The sequence below is a fragment of the Kitasatospora sp. MY 5-36 genome, from assembly GCF_001182915.1.
Lineage (GTDB): Bacteria > Actinomycetota > Actinomycetes > Streptomycetales > Streptomycetaceae > Kitasatospora.
Genome location: NZ_LFVW01000864.1, coordinates 1 through 1385 on the forward strand (window position 1 = coordinate 1; position 1385 = coordinate 1385).

Annotated in this window: 1 pseudogene; it reads right to left on the bottom strand. The window is 78.5% G+C overall.

Annotated features, from left to right (window positions below):
• Positions 1 to 1385, bottom strand: a pseudogene (locus AE652_RS37385) (hypothetical protein); the annotation flags it as partial.

Genomic DNA, 1385 nt, shown 5'->3' on the forward strand with positions numbered 1-1385 from the left:
CGCAGCTCCGCCAGCACCTCCGCCGCCTCCGGCAGCCCGGCCGCCTCGCAGCGCGCGATGCCGGCGGCCAGCCGGGCCACCGCCGCGTCGGTGCGCCCCAGGTCGCTGCCCTCGATCAGCGCGGCCAGCCGGACGGCCTCCGCCCGCGGGGACTCGGCCCGCGCCCCGCCCGCCTCGTACTCCGCGATGGCCCGTTCGACCTCGGCCAGCGCCTCCTCGTGCCGCCCGGCGACGGCCAGCGAACGCGCCCGCTCGTAGTGCGAACCGCCGCGCAGGTACCAGGAGTTGTACTCCTCGCCGGACCGCTCGGCCGCCTCGCCGACCGCGTCCGCCTCGGCCAGCAGGGCGAGCGCCGCCGCCAGCCCCTCCTCGCCCTTCTCCCGCGTCGTCAGCCGGGCCAGCTCCCGCAGGGTGGCGGCCAGCTGGTCCACCTGCGGGGCCTTGCCGTGCGCCTCCCGGGCGCGGGCCAGCGCCGCCTCGGCGGCGTCCCAGCGCTCGGCCCGGGCGAGCGCCAGGGTGGCCTCGCAGGCGACCATGGTGTGGGTCTCCTGGTCCTCCCACCCGGCCACCAGGTCGGCCAGCCGCAGGTACTCCTCGGCGGCGTCCCGGTGCTCCTCCAGGTCGGACAGGCCCCGGGCGAGGTCCAGCCGGCCCTGGGCGAGAATCCGGACGTCCAGCCGCGCCGCCGACGCGTCCAGCAGCACCGACTCCAGGACGGCCACCGCGTCCGCCGCCCGGCCGGTGTCACGCAGCACGTCGGCCAGTTGCAGGCGCACCCGGGCGGCCTCCTCGACCGCCTCGGCGCCCTTGCGGTCGTAGCGCGCGGCCGCCTCCGACAGCGCGCGGACCGCACCGCCGAGGTCGCCCACCTGGAGGCAGGAGTGGCCGAGCATCATGTACGTCGGCGCGTACGGGTAGGAGTCGTCGCCCCAGCGCACGGCCTCGGCCAGCGCCCGGTGGAAGACCTCGACCGCCTGGCCCGGCTCGTGGCCCTGCAGCAGCACCTGGCCCAGCAGGCCGAGCACCCGCGGGGTGTGCCAGGGCAGCTCGGCCGCGTCCAACTGGGCCAGCACCTCGCGCAGTTCGGCCTCCGCCTCGGCCAGCCGGCCCTGCCGGGCGGCGATGTCGGCGGTGTACTGCCGGGAGGTGGCGGCCCGCCGCTCGGAGCCCAGCTCCACGGCGGCCCGCCGGTAGCCGCCGACCGCCGCCTCGAAGCGCCCGGTCACCTCGGCGGCGGGCTCGGGCAGCGCCTCGGAGAGGTCGTGGTGGGCGGCGTAGGCGCGGGTCTGCAGCACGATCAGGTAGTCGTCGTCGGCCAGTTCGCCGCCGGCGCGCAGCTCCTCGGCCCGGGCCAGCGCCGCGTCGAGCGCCGCCCAGTCGGCCCG